This is a genomic window from bacterium (assembly GCA_021372515.1).
GTDB lineage: Bacteria > Gemmatimonadota > Glassbacteria > GWA2-58-10 > GWA2-58-10 > JAJFUG01.
Window position 1 is genome coordinate 1 of record JAJFUG010000010.1, and the last position, 24,784, is coordinate 24,784.

At 63.9% G+C, this 24,784-nt stretch carries 19 protein-coding genes and 1 tRNA gene; 6 read left to right on the forward strand and 14 right to left on the reverse strand.

All coding sequences use genetic code 11. The features are described 5' to 3' along the window. Nucleotides 1-631 precede the first annotated feature (631 nt). The 6 genes from LLH00_00700 to LLH00_00725 form a co-directional block, all read right to left on the reverse strand. Nucleotides 632-707, reverse strand: a tRNA-Lys gene (locus tag LLH00_00700). A 44-nt stretch (nucleotides 708-751) separates the two neighbouring features. Further along, nucleotides 752-2,035 carry an adenylosuccinate synthase gene (locus tag LLH00_00705; protein MCE5269786.1) on the reverse strand — a complete coding sequence of 428 codons (1,284 nt, stop codon included), beginning with the start codon at nucleotides 2,033-2,035 and terminating at the stop codon, nucleotides 752-754. A 138-nt stretch (nucleotides 2,036-2,173) separates the two neighbouring features. Beyond that, nucleotides 2,174-2,950, reverse strand: a complete 777-nt coding sequence (locus LLH00_00710) for a Nif3-like dinuclear metal center hexameric protein (protein ID MCE5269787.1) — start codon at nucleotides 2,948-2,950, stop codon at nucleotides 2,174-2,176. Between the two features lie 2 nt (nucleotides 2,951-2,952). Further along, entirely contained in the window at nucleotides 2,953-4,539 is a 1,587-nt protein-coding gene (gene serA, locus LLH00_00715) for a phosphoglycerate dehydrogenase (protein MCE5269788.1), read from the reverse strand. A 22-nt stretch (nucleotides 4,540-4,561) separates the two neighbouring features. Next, nucleotides 4,562-5,887 (reverse strand): DUF1015 domain-containing protein, encoded by a 1,326-nt coding sequence (locus LLH00_00720; protein ID MCE5269789.1) that lies wholly within the window; start codon nucleotides 5,885-5,887, stop codon nucleotides 4,562-4,564. Between the two features lie 181 nt (nucleotides 5,888-6,068). Next, on the reverse strand, nucleotides 6,069-7,283 hold the full coding sequence (locus tag LLH00_00725) for a hypothetical protein (GenBank protein MCE5269790.1): 1,215 nt from the start codon (nucleotides 7,281-7,283) through the stop codon (nucleotides 6,069-6,071). 422 nt (nucleotides 7,284-7,705) lie between these two features. On the opposite strand from LLH00_00725, the gene LLH00_00730 reads away from it, so the two are divergent. From LLH00_00730 to wecB, 3 genes are all read left to right on the forward strand, one after another. Beyond that, complete coding sequence (locus LLH00_00730; GenBank protein MCE5269791.1) at nucleotides 7,706-10,681, forward strand: DEAD/DEAH box helicase; 2,976 nt, start codon at nucleotides 7,706-7,708, stop codon at nucleotides 10,679-10,681. Nucleotides 10,682-11,112: 431 nt separating this feature from the next. Next, nucleotides 11,113-12,549, forward strand: coding sequence for an HD domain-containing protein (locus LLH00_00735; protein MCE5269792.1), 1,437 nt, complete (start codon nucleotides 11,113-11,115; stop codon nucleotides 12,547-12,549). A 116-nt stretch (nucleotides 12,550-12,665) separates the two neighbouring features. Continuing rightward, nucleotides 12,666-13,733, forward strand: a complete 1,068-nt coding sequence (gene wecB / locus LLH00_00740) for a UDP-N-acetylglucosamine 2-epimerase (non-hydrolyzing) (GenBank protein MCE5269793.1) — start codon at nucleotides 12,666-12,668, stop codon at nucleotides 13,731-13,733. 13 nt (nucleotides 13,734-13,746) lie between these two features. On the opposite strand, the gene LLH00_00745 is transcribed toward wecB, so the two are convergent. The 8 genes from LLH00_00745 to LLH00_00780 form a co-directional block, all read right to left on the reverse strand. Continuing rightward, the gene (locus LLH00_00745) at nucleotides 13,747-15,288 is read right to left on the reverse strand and encodes an oligosaccharide flippase family protein (protein ID MCE5269794.1); all 1,542 of its coding nucleotides are present in this window, start codon (nucleotides 15,286-15,288) and stop codon (nucleotides 13,747-13,749) included. Next, complete coding sequence (locus LLH00_00750; GenBank protein ID MCE5269795.1) at nucleotides 15,285-16,073, reverse strand: class I SAM-dependent methyltransferase; 789 nt, start codon at nucleotides 16,071-16,073, stop codon at nucleotides 15,285-15,287. Before LLH00_00750 ends, LLH00_00745 begins: the two co-directional genes overlap by 4 nt. Then, the gene (locus LLH00_00755) at nucleotides 16,073-17,116 is read right to left on the reverse strand and encodes a polysaccharide deacetylase family protein (GenBank protein ID MCE5269796.1); all 1,044 of its coding nucleotides are present in this window, start codon (nucleotides 17,114-17,116) and stop codon (nucleotides 16,073-16,075) included. The genes LLH00_00750 and LLH00_00755 overlap by 1 nt, the downstream gene beginning before the upstream one ends. After that, nucleotides 17,113-17,322 (reverse strand): hypothetical protein, encoded by a 210-nt coding sequence (locus tag LLH00_00760; GenBank protein MCE5269797.1) that lies wholly within the window; start codon nucleotides 17,320-17,322, stop codon nucleotides 17,113-17,115. The genes LLH00_00755 and LLH00_00760 overlap by 4 nt, the downstream gene beginning before the upstream one ends. After that, nucleotides 17,319-18,098 (reverse strand): hypothetical protein, encoded by a 780-nt coding sequence (locus LLH00_00765; GenBank protein ID MCE5269798.1) that lies wholly within the window; start codon nucleotides 18,096-18,098, stop codon nucleotides 17,319-17,321. The genes LLH00_00760 and LLH00_00765 overlap by 4 nt, the downstream gene beginning before the upstream one ends. Before the next feature lie 25 nt (nucleotides 18,099-18,123). Then, the gene (locus tag LLH00_00770) at nucleotides 18,124-19,281 is read right to left on the reverse strand and encodes a glycosyltransferase family 4 protein (protein MCE5269799.1); all 1,158 of its coding nucleotides are present in this window, start codon (nucleotides 19,279-19,281) and stop codon (nucleotides 18,124-18,126) included. 162 nt (nucleotides 19,282-19,443) lie between these two features. After that, entirely contained in the window at nucleotides 19,444-20,511 is a 1,068-nt protein-coding gene (locus LLH00_00775; protein MCE5269800.1) for a Gfo/Idh/MocA family oxidoreductase, read from the reverse strand. Between the two features lie 109 nt (nucleotides 20,512-20,620). Then, nucleotides 20,621-21,706 carry a glycosyltransferase gene (locus LLH00_00780; protein ID MCE5269801.1) on the reverse strand — a complete coding sequence of 362 codons (1,086 nt, stop codon included), beginning with the start codon at nucleotides 21,704-21,706 and terminating at the stop codon, nucleotides 20,621-20,623. Nucleotides 21,707-22,131: 425 nt separating this feature from the next. Here LLH00_00780 and LLH00_00785 point away from each other — a divergent pair, with 425 nt between their 5' ends. The 3 genes from LLH00_00785 to LLH00_00795 all read left to right on the forward strand — a co-directional run bounded on the left by LLH00_00785 (nucleotide 22,132) and on the right by LLH00_00795 (nucleotide 24,734). Further along, nucleotides 22,132-22,779 (forward strand): prepilin-type N-terminal cleavage/methylation domain-containing protein, encoded by a 648-nt coding sequence (locus LLH00_00785; protein ID MCE5269802.1) that lies wholly within the window; start codon nucleotides 22,132-22,134, stop codon nucleotides 22,777-22,779. Between the two features lie 313 nt (nucleotides 22,780-23,092). Beyond that, nucleotides 23,093-23,419, forward strand: coding sequence for a DUF3467 domain-containing protein (locus tag LLH00_00790; protein MCE5269803.1), 327 nt, complete (start codon nucleotides 23,093-23,095; stop codon nucleotides 23,417-23,419). 85 nt (nucleotides 23,420-23,504) lie between these two features. Further along, the gene (locus LLH00_00795; protein MCE5269804.1) at nucleotides 23,505-24,734 is read left to right on the forward strand and encodes an Nramp family divalent metal transporter; all 1,230 of its coding nucleotides are present in this window, start codon (nucleotides 23,505-23,507) and stop codon (nucleotides 24,732-24,734) included. The last annotated feature ends 50 nt before the right edge of the window (nucleotides 24,735-24,784 follow it).

Genomic DNA, 24,784 nt, shown 5'->3' on the forward strand with positions numbered 1-24,784 from the left:
TTTTGAAGCCTGTCCCAATCTACTCCAGGCGGGACAGCTTTTCGAGATCCAAAATAAAATCATACGGAATTCAAAACAAGTTAGCACTTAATGCCGGCCGGTGCGGGTCGGCTTGGAGGGCTGTCAGACCTTGTACAAGTAGCTGCACTCCGATCTGGACTATCTCGCGACGGAGGTTTTTGATTTGTACTAATTTGATCCGGGATCAGATACTGGCCAGAGCTGCCCAGGCAAAGCGGCTGCATGCTATAGATATCTACAACCGGATACACGAGAATACGATCATTATTTGCTCTGCGATTTTAAACTCAAATATCTTTAGTAGGCTCAATAAAACGAAGAAGAAGTTTAGTCCTGGCCTGTACCAATGCCAGAGCAGCCGAAGCCCCTGCTGCAGGCCTTGCCTAAGGGTGTTACTCGGGTGGTGGAGTTCGGTGGGTTCTGAAAGGAAAGACCCCTGGGTTCATGGTTGAGTTTCTGCGGTTCCACGACAATGTTATGGCCTCGGCCATTTAAGACTAGTTTCTATTTTCTTGAACACGGCCGCCTATCGACGGCATTTCTGTTTTTCGGGTGCATCCAGGCAAAAGAAAAAGGGTCTGCCAGTTCAATGGCAAACCCTCGAAAAATATGGTGAGCCGTGCGGGGATCGAACCCACGACCCGCTGCTTAAAAGGCAGCTGCTCTACCAACTGAGCTAACGGCTCACTGCTGTCTTGGATTCACCCTTGCGGGTGATATTATATCGTTTTCAGTTCCGACCACAATTGATGATCTGGTCACGCTCCACGCCCACGCTGACCAGGGCGATGCGGCAGCCCATGATCCGGCTGATCCGCTCCAGGTATCCGCGGGCAGCCACTGGCAGGGCAGAGTAGCTGGTGATCCCGCTGGTGACTGCTTTCCAGCCCGGCAGGCTCTCGTACACCGGCTCGCACTCATCGAGCACATCCGGGTCGCAGGGGAACTCGGTGAGCACCTTGTCCCGCCAGCGGTAGGAGTTACAGATTTTCAGCTCCTCCAGCGTGTCCAGCACATCCAGCTTGGTCACTGCCAGCTCGGTCAAACCGTTGATCCGCTGGCTGTAGCGCGTCACCACGGCGTCGAACCAGCCGCAGCGGCGCGGCCGCCCGGTGGTGGCGCCGTACTCGTGGCCCAGCTCGCGCAGGCATTCGCCCTGACTGTCCAGCAGCTCGGTGGGCATGGGACCGTTGCCAACGCGCGTGGTGTAGGCCTTGACCACACCCACCACCGAGGTGATCAGCCCCGGGCCGATCCCCAGGCCGGCCAGCGCTCCGCCGGTGCTGGTGTTGCTGGAGGTGACGAACGGATAGGTGCCGTGGTCCACATCCAGAAGGCAACCCTGGGCGCCCTCCAGCAGCAGACGCTTGCCCGCCTGGTGCGCCTGGTGCAGAAACAGAGAGACATCCGTCTCCATCTCCAGGAAAGCCTCGCGGTGGGCCAGAAGTTGATCTGCGATCTGAGCGCCGTCCACCCGCGCCTCGCTTCCCAGGGCCTGCAGGAGCTGGTTTTTGGACTGGGCGTTCTCGATCACCTTGGCGCGCAGCTTGTCCGGGTGGTTGAAATCCATCACCCGCACGCCCGAGCGCGCGATCTTGTCCTCGTAGGCCGGACCGATCCCGCGGCCGGTGGTGCCGATCTTGCCCTTGCCGCGGGCTTTTTCGCGTTCCTGGTCCAGCACTTTGTGGTAGGTCAGCAGAAGGTGCGCCTTGCCGCTGATCTTGATTCGCCCGCGGGTGCCGATCCCGGCCTGATGCAGGGCGGACTGCTCCTCGGTGAAATTGTCCGGGTCGATCACCACCCCGTTGCCGATCACGCAGACCGGGTCGGGATAGATGATACCCGAGGGTATCTGGTGCAGAATGAACTGCTTTCCGCCAACCACCACAGTATGACCGGCGTTCGCCCCGCCCTGAAAGCGCGCCACGATGTCGGCCTGTTTGGCAAGATAATCGACTATCTTGCCCTTGCCCTCATCTCCCCATTGGGAACCGATCACTAAAGTCGACGGCACTCGACACCCCCGCAAAATCTCATTCTGTTTCGAGTTGTGTTCACTGGGCAATCAATGACCAGTCGGGTAATCTATCGGAAAGAGGCGGGGCTGTCAAGCAGAAATCCCAAAACCCGTTCCAGGGCTTCAGATCGGGCTTCAAAGCCCTGTAGGTGCGTCCAGGAAAGTCGCGCCCAGTCCGAAACGTGCCGACAGGTGCCCGGCCAGGGCCCGCAGGCCCGGGGTCTCGGTGGCGTAGTGCCCGGCGAACAGTACATTCACGCCCCACTCGCGGGCAAAATGGTAGACCGTGTGGCTGGCCTCGCCGGTGACAAAAGTGTCGATGCGGCGGGAGAGGGGCTCGGTGAGCAGTTTGGCCCCGCCACCGGAGCAGATCCCGACGTGCTGCACAGTTCCCGGACCAAACGGCAGGAGCTGGCTGCTGGTGTCCAGAAGGTTGTCCAGGCGGCGGACAAAGGCTTCCCGCTCAGTGGGTTGTTCAGAAGCGGCCACCAGGCCCACCGGGAGACCTTTCTCTGTAGCCAGCGGACCCTCGGCGGTCAGCTCGAGCTGGCGGGCCAGGACCGCGTTGTGCCCCAGCGTGGGGTGGAAATCCAGGGGTAGGTGGGCCGTGTAGAGAGAGATTCCCGCATCCAGAAGGGCCTTGACCCGGGCGCGGTGCGAACCCGTGATCGCCAGCGGCTTGCCCCAGAACAGCCCATGGTGTACGATCAGAAGGTTCGCGCCGGACTGCAGGCACAGGTCGATGGTCTGCCGGGAGGCATCCACGGCACAAGCCAGGGCGCCCACGCGCGGGGCGCCCTCCACCTGAAGGCCGTTCAGGGAGGCATCCGCAGCCTCCCAGCGGCCGATCTCCAGCAACTCGTCCAGGTAGGCGGTCAGCTCGCCCAGCGGTATGAACGCTCCGGGGGCCAACTTTAGACCTCCACCACGCGGGCGAACTGGATCGCCGGGATGGCCCGGATGTTTTCCATAACACTTTCCGGGATGACCGAATCCACGCTTATCAGCGACAGGGTGTTGCGGCGCTGGTCATCGCGGCCCAGGCGGTACTCGGCGATATTCAGCCCGGCCGCGCCCAGCACTCCACCCACCTGGCCGATCACGCCGGGGACATCCGCGTTCTTTATCACCAGAAGGTGGCCGCGGGGGTTGACATCCATGTGGAACTCGTTGATCCTCACGATCCGCTGCAGCTCGCCGCCGAACACGGTGCCCACCACGGTGAGGCTCTCGCTGTCCGTGACCACGCTGCAGGCGACCTGGCTGGTGTAGTCGGCCCGGTCGGTGCTGGAGCTTTCCACGGTGATCCCGCGCTGACGGGCCAGGAAACCGGCGTTGACAAAGTTGACATTCCCGCCGGCGGTGACTGGGGTCAGAAGGCCCTTGAGCAGGGTGAGTTTGAGCGGCTGCAACGCCTCAGTGCAGCCCCCGGCGCAGCTTATACTCACCTGGCGCACTCCGCCTGTCATGAACTTGGCCATGAAAACACCGATCCGGCCGGTCAGCTCCACCCAGGGGCCGAATTTTTCGACCAGGGCGAAATCGGTGATCGGCAGGTTGACCGCGTTGTCGTAGACATTGCGGCTCAGGACAGCCTCGATCTGCTCGGCGATCTGCACGCCCACGTTGATCTGGGCCTCACGGGTCGAGGCCCCCAGGTGCGGGGTGGCAACCACCTTTTCATGCAGCACCAGGTCGAGCGACTCCGGCGGCTCCTTGCTGAACACATCCAGGGCCGCACCGGCGAGTCGCCCCTCGTTCAGGGCGGCCAGCAGCGCGGCCTCGTCCACCAGCGCCCCCCGGGCGCAGTTGACCAGCAGGGCGCTCTTTTTCATCTTGCCGAGAAGCTTCACTCCCACCAGTTTCCTGGTCTCCTCGGTCACCGGAAGGTGCAGGCTCACCACATCCGCTTTCTCGAACAGCTCCTCCAGGGGCGCCAGGGTGATCTCCTGCTCGGCGGCGCGCGACTCCGAGATGAACGGGTCATAAGCCAGCACACGCATGCGGAACGCCTGGGCGTAGCGCGCCACCTCGCTGCCGATCCGTCCCAGGCCCACCACTCCCAGTGTCTTGCCGCACAACTCGTTGCCCACGAACTTGCCGCGCTCCCACTTGCCGGCCTTGAACGAGGCGGCGGCCGCGGGGATCTTGCGCGCCAGGGCCAGAAGCAAGCCCCAGGTGTGCTCGGCCGCGGCCACGGTGTTGCCGCTGGGAGTGTTCATCACCACAATCCCGCGCTCGGTGGCGGCATCCAGGTCCACGTTGTCCACGCCCACGCCGGCCCGGCCGATCACCTTGAGGCAGTCGGCGGACTCGATCACCCGGCGGGTCACCTTCACCCCGCTGCGGATCACCAGGGCGCTCACCCCGGCCACGGCCTCGGCCAGGGCGGCCTCATCCAGCCCGGTCTTGATCTCGATCTCGGCGCCCTCGATCCGGCGCAGAACTGACAGTCCTTCCTCGGACAGCGGGTCGGCTACGAGTATCCTCAGTTTGCTCATTTCACCCTCCGTGCGAGGCGGCTTAAAGGTTGACCTTGTTGATCACCAGCCCGGTCAGCATCTTGGGGTAGAAATCGGTCGATTTCTGGGGCATGCACTCGCCGTGGTCGGCCACGGCCACCACCTGGGACACCCGGGTCGGGTTGAGGAAGAACACCGCCTGGTGCGTGGCGGCGGGTCCGGTGACCAGACCCAACGCCTCCTCCGGCTCGCGCACATAGGTGATATGGTCGGCGCGCTCCAGAGATTTCTCATCGATGCCCAGCCGCGGCTCGATAATCAGCTTGTGCAGGATTGTCACATCCAGGCCCTTCAAGTCCGGGCTGCCGGGGCCGGGGATACGGGAGCCGAGGTCCACTCTGCCTTTGAGGCGCAGGATATAGAGACTGTCCAGGCCGCGGGCGGCCAGGACAAATGCGTGCTCCTGCGCGGCGATATTTTTTAGCTGGGCGGCCAGGTTCTCCGGGCTCGCCGCTCCGGCGGCTGAGCAGGCGAAATCCGCACTCAGAGCCTTTAGCAGCACCGCCGGGTCGAAACCCGCCAGGCCGAACACCACCCGGTGGGTGGGCAGCACGCTCAGTCCGGGGTCCTCCAGGCAGACAAAGCTCATCATGGCGTGGCTGATCGCCTCGTCACCCACCGCGGCCACGCCCTGGGCGGCTTTCTCGCGCCACCAGTTGAGGGCGGTCTCGTAGCGGTGGTGGCCGTCCGCGATGTACAGGCTCTTGTCCCGCATCAGGGCCTTGACCTGTGCCACGGCCTCCGGTTCATCCACTTTCCAGACCGTGTGGGTCACGCCGTACTCGTCCTGCACCCGTATCAGCGGCTCGCGTCCGGCGATCCGGCTGTCGAGCAGGGCGTTGATTTTCTGCTCCGGGTCGGGGTAGAGCATGAACAGCTGGCCGAACTGGCTGCCAGTTGCGCGGGTCAGCTTGAGACGGTCCACCTTGGGGCCGCTGTGGGTGTGCTCGTGCGGGCGGATGACTTTCTCCGCGAAATCATAGAGCTGGCCCAGTCCGATAAAGCCCTTGCGCGTGAGGGTCTCGCCGCTGCCCGGCACCCGGTAGCTCTGGTGGTAGGGGTAGAACCCCGGCGTGCTCTGGCGTTTCAGGATGCCCTCGGCCAGCCATTTCTCGAACGTGGCCGCGGCGCGCTCGTACACGCTGTCATCGGCGCCGCCCGGCTCGGCGGGAAGGATCACCTGCACGATATTGTTCGGGCTGGAGGCCAGGTAGCGCTTTTTCATCTCCGGGCTGATCTTGTCGTAGGGCTGGGTGGCCAGGCTTTCGTAGGGGCCGGCCTTGGCCGGGTCGAAAGAGATGCCGCGAAAAGGAAATATCTCTGCCATTGTCCTCTGTCCGGGGCTGGGATTTCGGGTGCGTTAAAACGGCGAATTCAAATTGAATGAATAAAGTTAATACCGGAAGGTCTAAGCGGACAAGACTTAATTTCTAACTTGACACGGAACTCCCGAAATCGAGCGACTTTGGTGTATCCAGGCGACGCGGGACAGTTGCGGTCAGCGGCGCTCAGCGATAGAAAGCTTCCGGCCCGAACGCCTCGACCCGGCCGATACCGGCTTGCCAGGGATCGAACCCATAGCGTCGCAGAGTGGTCGAGGGAGCGAAAGACGAGAACATGAACAGGTGATACCCGGCCGCCTGCAAGCGCTGTACGTTCCCGGACGAAAGCGTATGCACCAGATGGATGTCCCGACCTCGCAGCAGTCGGGTCTGGCCCGGCTCCCAGATTCCTGCCGGGTCTATGAGAGTGGAGAACCCCGCCTCAGGCGGTTCCAGAAGCGGGTTGTGGAAAGTCAGTATATCTCCCATGCCGGTGATCAGGACCGAGTGCTGCGGAAGGCTCAGCTTGTCCAGCCCGAGGCGCAGGTGGTTCAGCTCGCGGCGCTCCAGCCAGTCGTTTACTATCAGACCGGGAGCAAGGTGCAATCTCAGGCTGCGCTTTCCGCTTTCACCGCCCAGCGGATTGAGGCAAAGCAGGCCGTGCGAGAACAGTAAAAGCCCGAGTACAAACGTCTCGCGCCTCGGGATATGTTTCCCGATCCAGAGAATAAGAAACGTAACCGCAGGCAGAAGATAGGATATCTCATCCGGGTGCAGCAGGAACAGGAGGAAATACACAGGCGGCAGGATCGATTCATACATACGCTCCAGGCGCCCGGTGCTTTCCCGGGACACGGAGCGCACCATGCCGTCCCGGCCTCGACTTTTTACGAGCAGCCAACCAAGACCGAGCCAGGCCGGCAGACCCAGGCACATCCAGGCGCGGTAGCCGGCTTGGCTCAACAGGTCCGCGGCGTTGACCGCAGTGGCCGGAACTTTGAACATCCCCAGGCCATAGCGGTCGATCCCCGGCAGGTAGAAAGCCAGTCCCACCGAAGTCGCCAGCGCCGTGCTGGTCAAAGCCTCACGGTATCTGCGCTGACCGGCCAGCCAGAGCCATAACGGCAGGCCGCCCAGAATGCCTGTCAGCCGGAACCCGGCCGACAGCCCGAGCATCAGGGCCGCTGAGGTCAGTCTGCCCGAGAGTGCCAGCCAGGCGGAACCCAGCAGCAGGGCCAGGGCTGGAACATAATCCATACACGTGGCGCAGTTGAGCAGGAAAACAGGCGTGAAACAGAAAGTCAGGGTCAGGATAGCCGCATTCGGACGCCCGCAGGCCAGGCCGTGGAAGAAAAACAACGCCAGCAAGCCGAAACCCAGCACTGTGAGATTGGCCGCCAAATGACCGCCCCAGGGCACAATCAAGGCCAGCATGAATTCAAACAGCGGGTTTCCCGGCAAGCGCGAGGGGATGTATTCACCGCTCCGCCAGAGGTGTTCAGCCGCCGCGGCTACACGGAATGAATCGGCATCCAAGCCGTAATTCAGCAACGCCCGCGGCAGGGTCAACGCAACTGCGAGGAGCGGGATTAGTCCCAACAGTGCATTTTTTTTGACTTGTTTGTCAGGCATCGGTTAAACCGGACCGGTGGGTGTTTGGTGCAACGAAATAATTATAAAATACGTTTAACTTATTTTTATGTCAACGCCGGTTAAAGGGTGGTTGCCTCACTGGCAAGGTTGGATTATTGTTGTCTTGAGACTGACTGGGAGTGGTAGGTGGGGAGCATGACTGAATACCTGGAGAAAGAGCGAGGCCCGGAGTGGACACAGCCAACCGTCACCTGAAACTCGCCTCGGCCTGGAGCCTGTCGGCGGTCGGGGCGATGGTCGAGTCTCTCAAGACCGACGGCCGCTACCGCGACAGCGTGGCGCACCACGAGCATCTGCCCGAGGCCGACCCCGTGTACGCCCAGCCCGACCCGCCACTGCCGCCGGAGCTGAACGCGGCCCTGCGCCGCCTGGGCATCCCGGCGCTCTATTCGCATCAGGTGGCGGCTCTGGCCGCGGTGCGCGCCGGTAAAAACGTCCTGGTCTCCACCCCCACGGCCAGCGGCAAAACTCTTATCTACAACCTCCCGGTGTTGGAGGCCTGCCTGGCGCGGCCAGAAACCCGGGCGATCTACCTCTATCCGCTCAAGGCCCTGGAGCAGGACCAGCGCCGCAAAATACTGCAACTGGCCCAGCTCGCCGGGCTGGAGGACATTGTCCGGGCCGAGGTCTATGACGGCGACACGAGCGCCCACCGGCGCAAGAAAATCATGGCCGATCCGCCCAACGTGATCCTCTCCAACCCCGACATGCTGCACCTGGGCCTTCTGGCTTTCCACGAGAAATGGGCCGGGTTCCTCAAGGACCTGCGCTACGTGGTGGTGGATGAGCTGCACACCTACCGGGGCATTTTCGGGGCGCATTTCTCCGGGGTGCTGCGCCGTCTGCGCCGTATCTGCAACCACTACGGCTCCGACCCGCAGTTTATCTGCTCCAGCGCCACGATCGCCAACCCGCAGGAGTTCGCCGGGCAGCTTTTCGGCCTGCCGTTCGAGGTGGTGGACCGAAGCGGTGCGCCCAGCGCGGGCCGGCATTTCCTGTTCGTCAACCCCACCGCGCTCAAGCCATCCACCCTGGCGGGACGGTTCCTGCACGAGTTCGTGGAGGCGGGCCTCAAGACCATCGTGTTCACCAAGAGCCGCAAGGCCACCGAGCTGATCCACGCCTGGGTGCTGCGCTCTGGGGGCGGGCTGGAGGGACGGGTGAGTAGCTACCGCTCGGGCTACCTCCCGGCCGAGCGCCGCGAGATCGAGCAGGCCCTGGCCAGCGACCGTCTGGACGCCGTGATCTCGACCAGCGCCCTGGAGATGGGCATCGATATCGGCGGGCTGGATGCCTGTATCCTGTCCGGCTACCCCGGCACAGTGGCCTCCACCTGGCAGCGCGGGGGACGGGTGGGCCGCAGCGGCCGCGACAGCCTGATCGTGCTGATCGCCCAGCAGGATGCCCTGGACCAGTATTTCATGCACCACCCGGAGGACTTCTTCCGCCGCAGTTGCGAGCGCGCCCTGGTCGACCCGGACAACGAGTTCGTCCTGGCCGGGCATATCGAGTGCGCCGCGGCCGAGCTGCCGATCCGCCCGGAGGAACCGCTGGCGAAAAATCCGGTGTCAGCCGGGCTGATACGCAGCCTGAAAGCACAGTCGCGGCTGCTCGAGGACATGCAGGGCCGTCTGGTTGCGGCGCGCCTGCGGCCCCAGGCCACGGTCAACCTGCGCATGACCGGCGAGTGCTATTCCATCGTGGATTCCAGCGTGGAGGGCAAGGCCGCGGTGATCGGGACTGTCGGGGCCGGGCGCGCCCTGGTCGAGTGCCACCCCGGGGCGATCTACCTGCACCGGGCCCGTCAGTACGTGGTCCAGGACCTGGACCTGGAGAAAAAAATCATCCGGGTGGCTCCCTCGCGCGACCCCTATTACACCCAGGTGCTGCGGGAAAAAGAGACCGAAATCCTGGAGGTGCTCAAGAGCCGCCCGGCCGGGAATTTCATCCTGCGCTACGGCCGTCTCAAGGTGACCGAGCGGATCACCGGCTACCAGAAACGCAGCCTGCGCCAGCAGGAGCTTCTGAGCGCCCACCCGCTGGAGCTGCCGCCCCAGATTTTCGAAACTTTCGGCCTCTGGATCGAGGTCCCTCCAGGCCTGGAGTACGCCATAGCCCAGGCTGAGGGGCATTTCATGGGCGGGCTGCACGCCATTGAGCATGCCGCGATCTCGATGTTCCCGCTGTTCGTGCTCTCCGACCGCAACGACATCGGGGGGATCTGTTTCACCCACCACCCGCAGGTGGGCGGCCCGGCGATATTCATCTATGACGGCTACCCGGGCGGAGTGGGGATCGCCCTGGGCGGCTACCAGCACCTGGAGCCCCTGCTCGAGGCCACCAGCCGCCTGATCGCCGAATGCCCCTGCGACAACGGCTGCCCCTCCTGCGTGCACTCGCCCAAGTGCGGCAACAGCAACAAGCCCCTTGACAAGCCCTCGGCCCTGCTGGCCCTGGATATCCTGCTGGCGCGCAAGCCCCTGCCCGAGGTGCCCGAGGAGACGGCGGTGGAGGAGAAACCCGCTCCGGAAAAGCCTGCTCCAGCCGCATCCCCGGGTATGCTGTTCCCCCCGGACAAGAAAATCTACGTCTTCGACCTGGAGACCCAGCGCTCGGCCGAGGAGGTGGGCGGCTGGCGCAACAAGCGTCTGATGCGCATCTCCACCGCCGTGCTCCAGGACATGGCCACCGGCGAGCTGCTCACTTTCACCGAGGACGGGACCGGCGAGCTGATCGCCACCCTCTCCTCGGCGGACCTGGTGGTGGGGTTCAACGTGATCGATTTCGACTACCAGGTCCTGAGCGCTTACGGGCCGGTAAACACCGCCTCCTGGCCCACGTTCGACATCCTGGCCGACATTTACGCCCGTCTGGGCTACCGGATCAGTCTGGGGGATCTGGGCCTCGCCACCCTGGGCACGCCCAAGAGCGCGGATGGCCTGGACGCGATCCGCTGGTTCAAGGAGGGGCAACTGGAAAAAATCATCCGGTACTGCTCGGATGACGTGCGCCTGACCGCGCGGCTGTTCGAGCACGGCTTGAGCCAGGGGTTCCTGATGTTCGAGCACCGCACGGCCGGGCTGGTGCGACTGAGTCTGGACTGGGAGCTGGGCCGTCTGCTCGGGGCTGGAAAAATTGAAAAATGATTTTCACCCGGGTATTAATGTATTATGGACAAAGTTGTCACATTCATTTCAATTTTTGTATTTTTCCCCGGCTTCGAGGAGCCGGATTGGATAAAGATCGCGGCCGGAAGGTTGCGAATATTGTTTCAGCCGCTGCCAGGCCGACAGCGACGAATATTGACAAAATAAATGAAAAAACTGACGCAAATTTGTAATGCGGTATCTTTGAGCGGCTTGGCGGATTCGATACTTTGAAAATGAGATTCAGTAAACGTTGAGCGCTTACAACAGCGGACTTGTTTAGCTTGACAAACCGTCTGATTTTGAGCAAAATTGTTTATGTTTGTTATGGTGGGGTGTTTTCTCCACGTCATTCCATAGTTTGCAGTATTAACGTTTTCAGTCGGGGCTGGAAGGTGCTGCGTTCCGCCCAACCGGATGAGCCTGCTCCCATGTTGATGCATGTAAACGACCTTGTTCCTGAGCTCGAGCTTGAGAGTGATGTCCGTCTCAAGGCGGGTAGTTTTCTTATTACCCGCAAGGAGCTGAAAGACGGTCGGCTGAGCGAGAAGGTGATAGAGTCGATACAGCGTTTCGCCGCCCAGCTCGCCCCGGAAAGCTACAAGGTGAGTGTCAAGGGGGATGAGCGGGCGCTCAACCAGGTCAAGTCTATCCTCGAAAAAGACCTCCTGAACATCGCCGAGGCGATCGAGTCCGGTAAGGAATACCCCAATTTTCTGAAGGACGACGATCTGCGGGTCAAGGTCATGCGGGTGATGGAGAAGCTTATCTCCAATCCGGACCTGATCCGCCACATCTACGATTTCAAGATCAGCAACATTGAGGCCAACTCTGTCGAGCAGCAGCTCCTGAACCACAGCATCCGGGTGACCCTGCTCTCAATCGCCCTGGGGCTGCAGCTTCGCTGGTCGATCATCTCGCTGGTCAACGTGGGCATGGCGGCGATCCTCCACGATATGGGGATAATCCGCACCGCGTTGTTCCCGGACCTGAAAAAGCTGGATGACATGCTGCCGGCCGAGCTCGAGGGGTTCATCAACGAGCACCAGAAAAAAAGCGTCGAGTTGTTCGGTGAGCACAAGGTCACGCTCCTGCCCTACACCCGCGCCGAGATTCTTCATATCATCAGCAACCACCACCGCCCCAATTTTGAGGACGCACGGCACAAGACCACGCTCCTGCTGTATTTTGCCGAGCTGGTGGATGAGATGATCGCACCCATGACGCACAAGGTGCGCTACAATTTCACGCCCGAGCAGATCCGCAAGCTGGGCGAGCGTTTCGCGCGGCGCACGGGCCTGGTCAATGTCCTGCTCGGGCTGATCCGCCTGTACAAGGGCAAGGGCCCGGCCTGGGACATGGTGATGGGCCTGGTGCGCGTGTTCTCGATGGACGAGCTGCTGGTCGAGGGTTACGAGGAGAAGCTGAAAGAGATCATCGATTTCTGCCCGTTCAACTGCGCGGTGGCCTATCCGCATGCGGGCGGCAATTCGCTGCCGCGGACCATTTACTGCAACAACAGCACCGATCCCGATTTCACCTGCGACCACATGGGCCAGGTCAAGATCGAGATATTCCTGAGCGCGGGCAAGGTGAAATCGTTCAATAAGTGCGCCACGTTGACCGAGCAGGTGCACCAGCTGAATATCAGTGGTCGTGAGGAAGCCGAGCAGCAGAAGAAAAAAGTCGGCGAGCAGAAAAAGGAAGAAAAGGCCGAGAGCCGTGCCGAGGCTGAGCCGACCGCTCATAAAGCCGCAAGCGAACAGGAGATCATCGAGGACCTGTTCGGCGGCCAGGGGGGCGGTTTTGCGCCCGACGATGAATCGGGCGAACCGGACGGCCCGCCGAGATCGTCCGGAGGCCGCTGATCGGGGGAGTCTCCAGGCTGTGCCTAAGTGTATTCCCGCCGTACAATCCGCTTGATTCATATTCCACAGCGAAATAAACCTTTGCCTGAAAGAATCTTACAGGGGAGACAGAGGCCGTGAAAACTGTTTTCGTCCTCGGGACCCGGCCGGAAATAATCAAACTCTCCCCTGTGATTCGCGCTTTCGAACGCCGCAGCCTGCCTTTCGCCATTCTCCACACCAACCAGCACTACTCGCCCGAGATGGACGCCGTGTTTTTCGAGCAGTTGGAGCTGCCCGCGGCCCAGGTCAACCTGGGGGTCGGCTCGGGCAGCCACGGCGAGCAGCTGGGTCGCATGCTGACCGGGATCGAAAAAGCCCTGCCCGTCCTGAAAGCGGAGACCGTGGTGGTGCAGGGGGACACCAACTCCGTGCTGGCCGCGGCGCTGATCGCACAGCGCCTTGGTCTGCGCCTGGCGCACGTGGAGGCCGGTCTGCGCAGCCGTGACCGCCGCATGCCCGAGGAGCACAACCGTGTCCTGACCGACCACCTTTCCGACCTGCTGTTCGCCCCCACCGAGGCCGCGCGTGGTATTCTCCTGGCCGAGGGTTTCGAGGCGACACGGGTCCATGTGACCGGCAACACCGTGGTGGACGCTGTCGAGCAGGCAGGCCGGATCGCCGCCCGGCGTGGGGACCAGGCGCTGGAGTATCCGGCCGGAAGCTATATCCTTATAACCCTGCACCGCCCCGAGAACGTGGACCACCCGGAGACCCTGCTCTCGATCCTCAGCGGTATTGAGGCCACGGCCCGCGCGCACGGCCTGGAGGTGGTGTTTCCGGTGCATCCACGCACGACGGCTTGCCTGAAAAGGTTCGGTCTGAGCCTGCCCGCGGGCTTCAAAACCCTGGGAGCGGTGGATTACCTCAGGTTTATCGGCCTGCTGCGCTCTGCCGCGCTGGTGATAACCGATTCGGGGGGGGTGCAGGAGGAGGCCTGTATTTTAAGGATACCCTGCGTGACCGCGCGGATCAGCACCGAGAGGCCCGAGACTGTCGCGGCCGGGGCGAACTGTGTTGCCGGGGTGGACGCCGAGGGGATCGTGGCTGCGGCTGGCAGGATGCTGGGCGCGGCGCGCAACTGGGTCAACCCGCTGGGGGATGGGCAGGCCGGGGAAAGGATCGCCGGGATACTGGAACCCTGACCCGGGACGAAAGCTATCGGCCGCGTTCCGCCGCCCCGTTGCCGCGGAGCCGTCCGGCCAGGGCCCGCCAGACCTGACGGTCCTCGGGTGAGAAAACGCGGAACAGATTGAGCAGCAGAGCGTAAACCGCCAGATACACCAATCCGCTCGCCAGCACCCCGAACCAGCCACTCCCAAGATAATCCGGCAGATAATGGAGCAGCCCCACAGGCAGCGCCGCCGCGGCGGCCACCCGCCAGAACACGACCCGCATCCCCTGGCCGCGGTGTTTCAGCCGGGCCCCGATCAGCATCAGGCCGGCGTGCAGGGTTAGGGACAGGCAGGTGGCAGCGGCCGCGCCCTCGATCCCGAACAGCGGGATAAGCCACCAGTTGAGCGCCACATTGAGCCCGGCCACGGCCAGGTTCACGCCCAGGATATAGCCGCCCGCCCCGTGCATGGAAAGAAGCAGGAGGCTGGTGTTCTCGATGCAGTACATGAACCGGCCCACGACCAGGATGGCCAGGGCCAGGGCCCCGGCCGCGAAAGCCTGCCCCCAGAGAAGGGCCATCAGCGGGCGCGCCAGGAACATGCTCCCGGCCAGCAGCGGCAGGGTGAGGTAGAGGAACCAGCGGTTGTTGTTGATGACCGTGTCCCGGACCGCCTCGTGCTCGCCCGCGGCCCACTGTCGGGTCACGATCGAGAGGAACATCGGGTTCACCAGCTCGGTGCCCAGAGCGACCACCGAGGCCAGGGTGGCCGCGGCCCCGTAGAGTCCCACCGCGTTCTCGTCCATGAAATGCCCGGTCATGAAAGCGTCCGTGTAGCTCATCACCACGTCCAGGAACCCGGCCAGAAACAGCGGCAGGCTGTAGGCCATGAGAGCGCGAGGCGAAAACGCCGAGGCCGCTCCGCGCGGGTTTTCAGCAGTCATGACAGGGAATATCTTTTTTTCCAGGATAAGCCAGAGCGTGGCGGAACTGAGCACCTCCGCGGCCAGGTAGGCTTCGAGCGCACCCACCGCGCCCAGCCCGAAGCTTAGCAGCACCAGGGTAAGCAGCAGCTTGACCAGCGGGTTGAACACCTGGTACACGCCCACCCGGTACTCGATTTTCTGGAACGCCACCACTGTCTTGACCAGCACCCGGCCGGTCACATAGAACGGCAGGCAGAGCGCGCTAACCCGCAGCGCCGCGGCCAGGTTGTCGCTCCCGGACATCGCCCCGGCCAGGGGGACCGCTGTCAGATAGAGCACCCCCGCGGCCGCCGCGCCTGAGGCCAGGGCCAGCAACAGGGAGAACCGCAGGCAGGCGCGCAGGCTGGCCCGGTCGCCGCCGCCCAGGTAGAGCGGCGCGAACCGGGCGACGCCGTACTCCAGGCCCAGGCTGGCGACAGTCCCCGCCACGGCGATCGTGCTCACCGCCAGGAACAGCACGCCGAACTCACCCATACCGCCCGCGCGGGCCAGAACTATGCGGTAGGCCCAGTTCAGAATGCGGGCCGCGGCCAGCCCGGCCAGGATCAGCGCCGCGCCGCGGGCCACGGTGAGCGGGGCGCTTTTTGCCTCAGCGCTCATTGCCTCACCGCGCAGTAGAGGGTGCGGTAGGTGAAAGCTGCGGGAAGAATTTTGCCGGCTGTAAGTTCCAGGGCGGCCAGGCCGTGACGGAGGGCGGTGAACTTACCGAATAGAGTGTCCAGAGCGCCGGAAAGGGCAGACAGGTAGTGGGCGTGGCCCAGGTCATAGTTGAGTGTGGCCTCCAGGCGCAGGCCGCAGGCGGCCAGGGCGGAGCGGACCTGCGCCTGCGTGGCGTGGACAGTGGCCCCGGACCGGCCGCTGTCCGCCTTGCGTGGCGTGCGGCCCAGGAGTTTCAGCAACCGAGAAGCCAGGGCGGTGTGCTCTCCGGAGCGCATCTCGAACAGCAGCCGTCCCCCCGGGCGCAGCGCCCGGGACACGGATTCCAGGGCCGCGGGCCAGTCCGGCAGGTGGAACAGCAGGTGCAGGCAGACCAGACTGTCGAACGCGCCCTCCCGCAGGGGCAGGTGGTAGATATCCCCGGCCAGGGCCGGCAGGGGGGCTTTGGCCCGGAGCTGGGATAGCATCTGCCGCGAGCTGTCCAGGGCGATTACAGTCATCCCGCGCGCGGCCAGCGGATGACTGAACCGCCCTGTGCCGGCCCCGCAGTCCAGGGTCAGGCCCGTGGCCAGTCGCCCGACCCAGGCTGTCTCCACCCGGGTGTTCAGAGCGTTCAGCCCGCCTGAGTAACGGCTGTCGTAACTTGCCACGAACTCGCGGTCGCGGTAACGCTCCTTTTTCAACTCCCGCATTTCAGCCTGGGGTTGGCCCTTCCGCATGTCGCCCATCAGACCCGCCCCCCGGCTTTGACCTCGTCGTAATATTCCCCGCAGCTCGCGAAACGCACCCCGCGCGCGGACAGATCGGCCAGCACGCTTTCCAGGCCCGCCTCCAGGCGCACCAGGTCGGGAAGGTGAAGCTGGAGCACCAGGTCGCTCAGCGCCAACCGTCCGGCCAGGGCGTTTTCCCAGCCCAGCGGGAAATAGCAGCTCACGCCCAGGTCAAGAAGGTCGAACCCCGGCAGGGGCAGCGGGTGCACGCTCCAGGACCGGATAAACCAGCGATGGCCGCTCTCGGCCAGGCACTCGAACGTGCGGCGGTCGTATTTCATGTAGGGCGCGGCGAACCCATGAACCGGATTTCCGAAAAAGTCTTCGAGATAAGCTTTGTTGCGCGTTATCTCCTCGCGCACGCGGCGCGTGCCCAGAGCTGGCAGCACCACCCGGTGCGACCAGGTGTGCCCGGCGATCTCGATCCCGTGTCGCGCCACCACCTCGCGCACCCGGGCCTCGTTCCCGGCGATCTCGCTTCCTGCCACGGCCAGGGTGGGCCGCAGGCCGAAACGGCCGCACCAGCGGTCCAGAAGGTCGAGGCCGCGGCTGTCCCAATCTACATTCACCCGGAACATCAGGCGCCGTCCTGCCGGAATCTCCGCCGACTCCTCCGTTGCCTCGATCCTCCCTCGGCTGAGGTCGCTGTGCGCGGTGAACGGCTTACGGAGCAAACCAAGCAATGCCTTGACCGGCGCGCTTTCGGAGAACTGCGAGCCGGACAGGCCGCTTGCCGCCCAGAGCTTCCCTATGGGGCGCATCAGGTGCATCGTGCGGTCCGTGGGGCTGGTCGCCTGAAGGACCGCGCCGCCCGCGGCCTGCGGCGCCCGGCTGAAATTGGTCAGCAGGATTTCCTGCGGCCCGGGCGCAAGCGGGGCCGTATGGGCGACCACCCGTGACCCGGAGGCGGCCAGGGTCCCGGCCAGCCATATCAGGTAGCGGTCGCTGAAAAGCGGCTCGTAGGGTGAGCGCAGGCAGAGATGTGCGGTCTGGATTGTCATACCGACCTGAGGAAGTCGCGGACCCAGCCGGTGGGCAGGGCGGCCAGGTGGGAGCGCAGCGCGCCGCCGGGGCGGTCGGTGTCGGATTGCGGATCGGCCTGGCCCAGCGCGGCGGGCAGCGAGCGGCTGTCCAGGAGAATTGTCCCGCTGTCCTTTTCCGGGCTGCCGCCGCCGCTGAAAAGCCTCAGCCTGAGTTTCAGTTTCATTCCAGCCTCCAGGCGGTGAACCCCTGTCCGGTCAGCAGGACCGCGGCCTCCTCACGGGAGAGCGGCCCGGCGGAACCGCCGGAATGGGCCAGAACCGCAGCGAGGATTCGCTCGCGAAAAGCCGGCTCCGCGGCGGCGGCATAGTCCCGCCCCAGGGTGAACAGCAACCGACGGTAGCAGTAGCGCCGCACCGCGATGCTGTCCAGCCCGGCCAGCGGCCCGGTCTGCGGCCACTCGCTGTCGATGAACCCCACGCGCCTGTCCAGCGGGCCCACGATCACGTTGTCCGCGTTCATGTCAGTGTGGAAAACTCCCGCCGCCACCGCCCGGTCCGCCGCGTCCAGCACAGCGGGCAGGTATTCGGCCAGCTCCTCGGGCGGCAGCTCGGTCAGGCAGCGGCCGGGCAGAAAGCCCCGCGCGAACCAGCCGGGTCCGGACTCGATCAGCTCCGGCCCCAGTCCCTCGCGGGCCAGGGTGACGATCACCGAGGCCTCCTGCCTGTAACGCTCCACGGGCGGGAGGTAATTCTCCGCCTGTACCCGTTGCAGCCGCCGCTCGATCACCCGGCTGGCGATCTTGACCAGGGCCGCGGGACACTCCGGTATTTTCCCGGCTACTATATATTTTATTCCCCAGCCGCGGCCGCGGATATAGCGTTCCAGGCGCACCGGGCGGCCCAGCCTGCGTGACAGGCTGTCCCGGACAGCGCCCAGGTCGGCCAGCAGGGATCGCTCGGCCCAGAGGAAAGCGGCACGCTGTCTGAGGCTTGGGGGCATGGCCTGTCCTTGTGATATGCCTGTCTCAGGCTGTGCGGGCCGCGCGTTCGGCCAGCAGACGGTTATACAGCTCGCACTCGGCCTGTTCCATGGCCGCGCCGCTGTAGCTTTGGGACAGCTCGCGCAGGGCCGCGCCGCGGCTCCGGCGGTAACCGCTGTCATCGATCAGGCGGCTGAACGCGGCGGCGTAGCCCGCGGCCGAATTGTCCACCACCTCGGCCAGAGCGCCCACCACCTCGGGCTCAGGCTCCCAGAGCGGACGGTTTATCACCACCGGCAGGCCGCTGGCCGCGGCCTCCAGCACCGGGATACACACCCCCGGGTGTGTTATCGACATGGCGAAAATGTCATGGCTGCGGTAGACCTCCGGCAGGTCGCTGTGCATCACGCTCGGTCTGAATACTATCCTGTCCGAGGCGCCCAGGCCGGCCGCCAGGGCCATAAGATGCGCGTGGCGCGGGCCATCCCCCACCAGGGTCAGCTCGAGGCGCCTGTCCTGCGCCACGGCCCGGAGGATTGGCTCGGGGTCCTTGCCCTCGAGCTGTCGCCCCACGTTCAGCACGCGCAGGAGGGAACTGTCTGCGGGCCGGTTTTCCGCGGGACGGAAACGTTCGAGGTCCACCCGGTTGTAGATCACCGAGACGCCCTCGCTCCGCCAGCGGCCCACCCAGCGCGTCGGAAAACGGTAGGCGCAGATCACGTGGTCCGCGCCGGTGAGGGTGGTCCGGCTGTAGCCCAGCACGTGCTGAGCGCACTGGTAGAGCCCGCGCGGGCTGAACAGGAAACGCGGGCCGAATATCCTTACGTTGCGCGCCAGCGAATAATCCGCGTGCACCGAGACCACGCTGACCGCACCGGCGGCCCGGGCGCAGAGCACTGTCAGGTAGCCCATGAGCAGGGGGTTGTAGCCGCGCACCAGGTCCGGAGCGATCCGGCGCGCCAGTTCGAGCGCGCGACGCCGCACCGCGGGCCAGGAGCGCAGGCCGGGACGACCCACCGCGTGAAGGTGCACGCTTGCCCGGCCCGCCAGGACCTGGGCCGCCTCGGCCGCCTCGTCCCGCTCGGCCAGGCTCAGCACGTGCACCTCGTCGAACATGTCGCAGGGGTTGAAGTAGCGCTCCTTGAGCACGCCCTTGGCCGCGTATCTGTAGAGCGGGTCGTTCGGTATGACCAGCAGCCGCATCGGACCGTCACCCTTGAATTGTCTTGTGCCGACATATCCTTTTGGCGGAAAGGAATGGTACGGGGTATCCTGCCTGTCGTAGGGGCGGGCCCATGTGTCCGCCCGGGCGCACACGCGGGTGCGCCCCTACATCAATAGAGTATTTCGAATCAGCGGAGCCTCTCAGCCCGTCACGGAGTGGTTGCGCCCGAGGCGGCATTTGCGGGGCCGGAACTTGAGCGCCACCTCCTGGCCGGTCTCCACCGATTCGTAGATCGCATGGATCAGCTCCAGGGATTTCCTCCCCTCCAGGCCGTCCACCAGGGCGCGCGTGTTGGTGTTTATGGTCTCGATCACTCCCTGCAGGAACAGGCGGTGGCCGAAACCGTAGACATCCGGCGGGTTCTGGTTGTACTGGGTGCGGATCAGCTCATCCTCGGGGCTTTCATCCGTGAAGCGCCAGGTGCGCATCTCATTGACCGCGAACCCGGCTATCTCCACCGAGCCGCGCTCGCCCAGGATCGAGATCGAGCCCTCCAGGTCGCGCGGGCGGGTGGCGGTGGTGGCCTCGATCACGCCCAGGGCGCCGTTGGCGAACTTGAGCACTGCCACGCCGGTGTCCTCGGTCTCGATGTCCACCAGGCGGGTCGTGGTGTGGGCGAACACGGTTTCCACCTCGCCCATGCACCATTCCAGAAGGTCGATATGGTGACTGGCCTGGTTGGTGAACACCCCTCCATCCATGGCCCAGGTGCCGCGCCAGGCGTCCTGGTCGTAATACTTCTGGTCGCGGCACCAGCGCACCCGCACCGTGCCCAGCACCAGCTTGCCGAACCGCCCGGCCTCCAGGGCGCGCCGCAGTTGCTGCACGGCCAGGTTGCAGCGGTTCTGCTTGACCACGAACAGTTTCACCCCGGCCCGGTCGCAAGCCTCGATCATGCGGTCAGCCTCGGTCAGGGTCAGGGCCATCGGTTTTTCCACCACGATATGCACGCCGTAGGACACCACCTGCAGGGCATGCTCGCCGTGCAGGCCGCTGGGGGTGAGGATATTGACCACGTCGATCTTTTCCCGGTGCAGCATCTCGTGGAAATCGGTGTACCAGGGGATTCCAAGCGGGGCAGCCACGGCCTCGGCGCGCGAGGGGACAATGTCGCAGACTGCGGTAAGGCGCGCGCCGGGCAACTCGCCCAGCACACCTACGTGCTTGCGGCTGATCCGTCCGCAGCCGATGAGAGCGAAATTCAGCATCCTTCGAGGTTCCTTTTCTGCGTTCAGATTCGCTGGAGTTGAAAGATCAGTCTTGCAGTTTTTTCCGTTTTCTCTCGCTGAAGCAAAAAGCGGGCCGTCAGCCCCGCTTTCAATCGATAAGGGCCTGGATTTTCCGGCCCAGCTCTTTCCAGTCATACTGTTTCACCGCCTGGCGGGCCTCGGCCGAGGCTGCGGCCAGGCGCGCCGGGTCCTCCCGGAAAGCGCGGACCGCCGCGGCCAGGGAATCCGGGTCACGGTAGAGGACCAGGGCCGCGGGGGAGGACTCGGCAGCAAGGGCCAGCTCGCGGCAGGGGCTGGCCAGCACCGGGCAGCCCAGCGCCCAGTACTCGAACAGCTTGACCGGGCTGACCCGGTCGGTCAGGGCGTTGACCCGGAACGGGACGAGGCCCAGGTCCCAGCCAGCGATACGGTGGAATACCTCGTCGTGGGGCAGCCGCCCGAGGAAGACCATATTCTCCGGGATATCCTCCTCGTGCAGCCTGGCGCGCGCCGGGCCCTCGCCCACCAGCTCGAAACGCACCTGCGGGCAGAGCCGGGCCGCGGCGGCCACGCTTTCCAGGTGGACCCAGTGGCCGAAGAACCCGACAAAACCCACGGTAAATTCAGCCCCGGGCTCTTTTCCCATTCGGATATCCGGGATTTCATCCAGCCGCACCCCGTTGGGCACGAAATGCCGACGTCCGGTGAGCCGCCCCAGGTCCTCGTACAGTAGGCGGCTGGTGGCGAGGCTGCCGGCTGTGGCCAGGGCCGTGCTCAGGCGCAGGCCGAGCACGCGGAACAGGAACCTGGCCGCGGCGCTGCGCAGGATGTCGGGGAAATCGGCATAGACAAACAGGCTCCGCCGTCCGCGCAGCCGGAACCAGGCCAGGGCCAGCACCGAGCCCAGGGCGTAGTAGGTGACCAGGCTCGCGGCCCGGCTGCGCACCGCGGCGCACAGGTTGGCCCACTCCAGGCCCAGGCCGTAAAGCAGCCCCGGGCGGAACCGGCTGCGGCGACGTGTCACGCGGACACCGGCTGGCAGGGGGTAGGCTTCTCCGGGCTGGAACGAGGGGGCGCATTCTCCGGGCGGTCGGGGAGGATCGAGGTATTCCACCGGGCGGGAAAGGGCCAGGTGACGCGCCAGCTCGGGCCCGTGGCCCCAGACGCCGCCCCAGGCCACCGGGCCGATAATCAACGTCGAACCTCTTTCAACCGGCTTTTGGGCAGGCATCCTTTTCCCCCGGGGGCTGATACGGCGCGCTGTGGCATAAAATACTGTCACGGCAGGAACGCAACAACTGTTTTCACCGGTATCGTCAGGCAAATAAAGAGGCTTGGCGCATTCGCAAAACGGCGTGTGTTATATCACACAGCAAAAAGAGGGAAATTGTGTTAAATAACACAGCAAGTGGAAGGGGTCTGGAGATTTTCGGCTTTTTTCCCGGGCCTGCAAGGAAAGAACAGTTCGATGGCGGACAAGGGGATATTAAAAGTGTTCGGCTCTTTTGGCAAGGATGTTGAACGGTCCGGTACGGGACTTGCCTTTAGGCTACTCAGAACCGGGAGAATCGAAAGGTTTTGTTTCGCTTCACACATTGTATACCTGTTTCAGGAGGATGAATGAGCAACAACAAAGGTTTCACCCTGATCGAAATCATTGTCGCCGTGGCCCTGGTGGCCATCCTTTCGGCGGCTATCGCACCCAGCGTGCTGAACAACATCGCCCAGGGACGTATCGCCCGGACCCAGAGCGATGTGCAGGCTCTGGGCAGCGCGGTCATGCGCTTCAAGTCCGACACCGGCAAGTTCCCGCGCCTGGCGGCCGCCGCCAAGGCGGACACCGCCGGCAACAGTGTTGACTTCCTGGCCAGCAGCATCGGTACTTTCCCCCAGACTGGCGGCAACAATCTGTGGTCCGGCGGGTCATTGACTAATGGTGTGACGACCACGGGTTCGTGCGAGGATTTCGCCCACCATCTGATCATGGGTATAAGCCGTGCTACTACCAGCGACAGCCTGTACGTCCGTGCGGCCAACATCGAGGACCCGAACTCGTTCGGTTTCCGCAGCGGCCTGATCAGCGCCGACCAGGCGGATCCCTGGGGCCACAAATACATGTCCAACGTCAAAGCTCTGGGTGTCACGGGCCAGGCGGTCTGGGTCATCTCGGCCGGCCCCAACGGCGTGATGGAGACCGCGGTGAACGACACCGGCTGCTACGCCGCCTCGGCAGTCGGCGGGGATGACATCGGGTTCCGCCTGCAATAGGCACGCCGCAATATTGAGATCAAAAAGGCCTCCCGCCACCATGGGAGGCCTTTTTTTGTCCGGAATCAAGGATGGCGCGGATAACGGCCTGGATGCCACGGTAAAGCGAAGGCGATCGCGGTGCTGTCCTGTCGTAAATTATTTACCGTGTCATCCGTTTTGGCCGTGTCATCCGCGATCAGGGCTGTTCGGACGGCCCACCCCTGCCTGACTCTTGACATTCCCAGGCTCCGCAGCCATTTTCATTCCTTCCGGTTGAATGTTTTTCCCTTTCCCAAGCCTATCAGTCATTTCACCCCGCAAGGAGCCTGGCATGAGCCAGAAAAACCAGCCCCAGAACATAGAGCTTGAGTTGCGGGCCACCGAGGCCGAGGGTGTCTATGCCAATTTCGCCCTCATCACGCACAGTCCGAGCGAGTTCGTCCTCGATTTCGCCCGTCTGACCCCCGGAGTGCCCAAGGCCCGCATCCATGCCCGGATAATCATGACTCCGCAGAACCTGAAAAGCCTGCACCGCGCCCTGGCCGAGAACATAATGCGCTTCGAGTCCCAGTTCGGACCGATCCCCGACCTGCGCCAGCCCGAGGCCACGGTGGATTTCCAGGACCCGGCCGCGGGCGACAAGACCAAGATGCACTGAGCCTCCGGAGCGCCGGACGACCCCGTGCGCGAGCCGGAACACTGAAGGCGGAACCGAACCACCGAACGAGGAAGGCTACAGCTCTATGAAGCAGAAAATACTTGCCATACTGCGCATGCTCGGTCCGGGCCTGATCATCGCGGCCGTGGTCCTGGGCCCCGGCTCGATCAGCTCGATCAGCGCCAACGGCTCGATCATGGGCGCCAGGATGCTCTGGCTGCTGGTGCTCTGCGGGGCGTTCATGCTCAGCTACACCGTGCTTGCGGCGCGTTTCGGCGCGATGAACGGGAAAAAGTTTCTCACCCACCTGGCTGAGCGCTACGGGCGCTGGCTGAGCGTGGTGATCGGCATCTGCGCTTTCACGGTCTGCGCCGGTTTTCAGGGCGGCAACAACATCGGTGTGGGCATGGCGATGAGCACTCTGCTGGGCGGCACTGTGGGGATGTGGGCTGTGGTGTTCACCGTGCTCTCGATCGCGTTCATGTTTTTCTTCCGCAAGCTGTACCAGGCGGTGGAAAAGCTGATGATGGGCCTGGTGGTGTTGATGATCCTGGCTTTCGCCGGTAACCTGCTGGTCGCGCTGCCGGAGCCCTCGGTGGTGCTGCGCGGGCTTGTCCCGAGCTGGCCGGAGGATGGCAACGTGATCCAGTTGGTGGCCATTGTCTCCACCACCTTTTCGGTCATGGCGGCCCTGTTCCAGGCCTACCTGGTGCAGGAGAAAAACTGGGGTCCCGATCAGGCGGGCGAGTCGATCCGCGACTCCGTGGTCGGTATCTTCGCCCTCAGCCTGATCTCAATAATGATCATGCTCACCGCAGCCACGGTGCTGTTCCCCAAGGGGATCAAGGTGACCGGGGCGGCCGACATGGCGGTGCAGCTCGAGCCGCTGCTGGGACGCAGCGCCAAGTGGCTGTTCTGCGCCGGGCTGTGGGGGGCCTCGTTCTCCTCGTTCCTGGGCAACGCGGTCCTGGGGGGCACGATCCTGTCGGATGGCCTGGGCCTGGGAGGGGGACGGGTGGAGAGTCTGCCGACCAAGATCATCGGCACGCTCATCATGCTGATCGGCATGAGCATCGCCATAATAACCGGCGGCAGGCAGCCGGTGGAGATGATCATCGTGCTCCAGGCCGCGATCATCATCGCCGTGCCGCTGACCGCTTTCTTCATCCTCAAGGAATCCAACAGCCGGGAGGTGATGGGCGAGGCCACCCCGTCCTGGTGGCTGAACCTGACAGCAGTGGCCGGACTCGTGGCCGTGCTGTTCCTGGCCTGGAAATCTTTCGAGCGGATCGCCGCGCTGATCGGCAACGGTTGAAAAAAGCGCCCGTCGCGGTTTGACCTCCCGTCGCTCAGGAGCTATTATAT

Bases quoted from the DNA above. Each gene is read 5' to 3' on its own strand.
- LLH00_00750 (MCE5269795.1), bottom strand. From the start codon at position 16,073: ATGGGCGACATGCGGAAGGGCCAACCCCAGGCTGAAATGCGGGAGTTG.
- LLH00_00770 (MCE5269799.1), bottom strand. From the start codon at position 19,281: ATGCGGCTGCTGGTCATACCGAACGACCCGCTCTACAGATACGCGGCC.
- LLH00_00785 (MCE5269802.1), top strand. From the start codon at position 22,132: ATGAGCAACAACAAAGGTTTCACCCTGATCGAAATCATTGTCGCCGTG.
- LLH00_00735 (MCE5269792.1), top strand. From the start codon at position 11,113: ATGTTGATGCATGTAAACGACCTTGTTCCTGAGCTCGAGCTTGAGAGT.
- serA (MCE5269788.1), bottom strand. From the start codon at position 4,539: ATGAGCAAACTGAGGATACTCGTAGCCGACCCGCTGTCCGAGGAAGGA.
- LLH00_00775 (MCE5269800.1), bottom strand. From the start codon at position 20,511: ATGCTGAATTTCGCTCTCATCGGCTGCGGACGGATCAGCCGCAAGCAC.
- LLH00_00795 (MCE5269804.1), top strand. From the start codon at position 23,505: ATGAAGCAGAAAATACTTGCCATACTGCGCATGCTCGGTCCGGGCCTG.
- LLH00_00790 (MCE5269803.1), top strand. From the start codon at position 23,093: ATGAGCCAGAAAAACCAGCCCCAGAACATAGAGCTTGAGTTGCGGGCC.
- LLH00_00760 (MCE5269797.1), bottom strand. From the start codon at position 17,322: ATGAAACTGAAACTCAGGCTGAGGCTTTTCAGCGGCGGCGGCAGCCCG.
- LLH00_00765 (MCE5269798.1), bottom strand. From the start codon at position 18,098: ATGCCCCCAAGCCTCAGACAGCGTGCCGCTTTCCTCTGGGCCGAGCGA.
- LLH00_00745 (MCE5269794.1), bottom strand. From the start codon at position 15,288: ATGAGCGCTGAGGCAAAAAGCGCCCCGCTCACCGTGGCCCGCGGCGCG.
- LLH00_00755 (MCE5269796.1), bottom strand. From the start codon at position 17,116: ATGACAATCCAGACCGCACATCTCTGCCTGCGCTCACCCTACGAGCCG.
- LLH00_00720 (MCE5269789.1), bottom strand. From the start codon at position 5,887: ATGGCAGAGATATTTCCTTTTCGCGGCATCTCTTTCGACCCGGCCAAG.